This is a genomic window from Hydrogenovibrio sp., from assembly GCF_049975065.1.
Taxonomy (GTDB): Bacteria; Pseudomonadota; Gammaproteobacteria; order Thiomicrospirales; family Thiomicrospiraceae; genus Hydrogenovibrio.
This window is the reverse complement of the sequence record NZ_JBNGDN010000134.1, coordinates 1,666-2,945: the sequence shown is the minus strand read 5'-3', so window position 1 is coordinate 2,945 and position 1,280 is coordinate 1,666. Positions and strand designations below refer to the sequence as shown.

The window sequence follows — 1,280 nt, the reverse complement described above, 5'->3', positions numbered from 1 at the left end:
CACCTCAACTTTAACCTCAACTTTAACCTCAACTTTAACCTCAACTTTAACCTCAAGAATCGACTCATGCGCTCCATAACCGACTCACAACCGCCACAACCCAACACACAAACGCTGTCACCGCTGTTTATCATCGTGATTGTCGCTTTAATTGGCATGCTGGCGCCCTTCACCATCGACACCTATCTGCCCTCATTTCCAGCCATTGAAGCGGAGTTGTCGGCCAATCGTGATTTACTGACCCAAACGCTGGCGGTGTATCTTGTCAGCTTTGCACTGGCAACACTCATCTGGGGACCCTTATCGGATCGCTGGGGACGCAAGCCCATTATCGTCCTGAGCTTGCTGGGCTATCTGGGCGCTTCGATTCTCAGCGCATTGGCGCAGAGCATTGAAACATTAATGCTGGGACGCGCCCTTCAAGGGGCGATGCTGGCAGGAAGCCTCGTGGCCAGTCGCGCCATGATCCGCGACTTTTTCCCGGGGGATGACGCTCAAAAAGCCATGGCGGTGATGATGATGCTGTTCACCGCCGCACCGGCGTTGGCACCGATTATCGGTGGCTGGTTGGAAGTGCATTTAGGGTGGCGTTCGGTGTTTTATTTTCTGGCGATATACAGCGTCATCATTATCATGCTGTTTTCATTGCGTGTGGCGGAGTCGCAAGCGCCGGAACATGTGCAGTCTTTGCATCCGCGCCGCATTATGCAAGGCTATTGGCAGAGCTTAACCCACCCGCAGTTTTTACGACTGGTGGCGGCACAAGGCCTGATTATCGGCGGTTTTTTCATTTACGTGGCCGGAGCCGCCAGCGTGATTTTCGACCATCTAAAACTCGGCGAGCAGGATTTCTGGATATTGTTTGTGCCGGTGGTCACCGGTGTGTTATTGGGGTCGATTCTGGTGCATCGGCTGACCCACCGCTATGCCACCGCCACCTTGATTGACATCGCCTTTATTCTGGCGGCCATCAGCGTGCTACTGAATCTGCTGTTTACGAACCTGTTTCCGGTGCAGGCTTGGTCGGTCATTGCCCCACTGGTGCTGTATTCCTTCGCCTTTGCGATGGCCAACCCCGGGCTGAGTCTGGTGGCACTGGACTGTTTGCCGACGCAACGCGGCCTCGCCAGCTCGGTGCAAAGCCTGTTTCAAATGGGGATGGCGGGGCTGGTCGCCGCCTTGTTGGTGCCGCAGGTGCAGCACAGTCTGGAATGGATGGCCGCCTCGCAAGCGGCTCTGTTAGCCGTGGCGCTGCTACTGTGGCGCAGTGTGCGCCGTCA

At 55.8% G+C, this 1,280-nt stretch carries 1 protein-coding gene; it reads left to right on the top strand.

The features are described from left to right. Window positions 1–66: 66 nt before the first annotated feature. A partial coding sequence (locus ACP5D0_RS10345; protein ID WP_472365720.1) for a multidrug effflux MFS transporter occupies window positions 67–1,280 on the top strand: 1,214 nt, incomplete at its 3' end.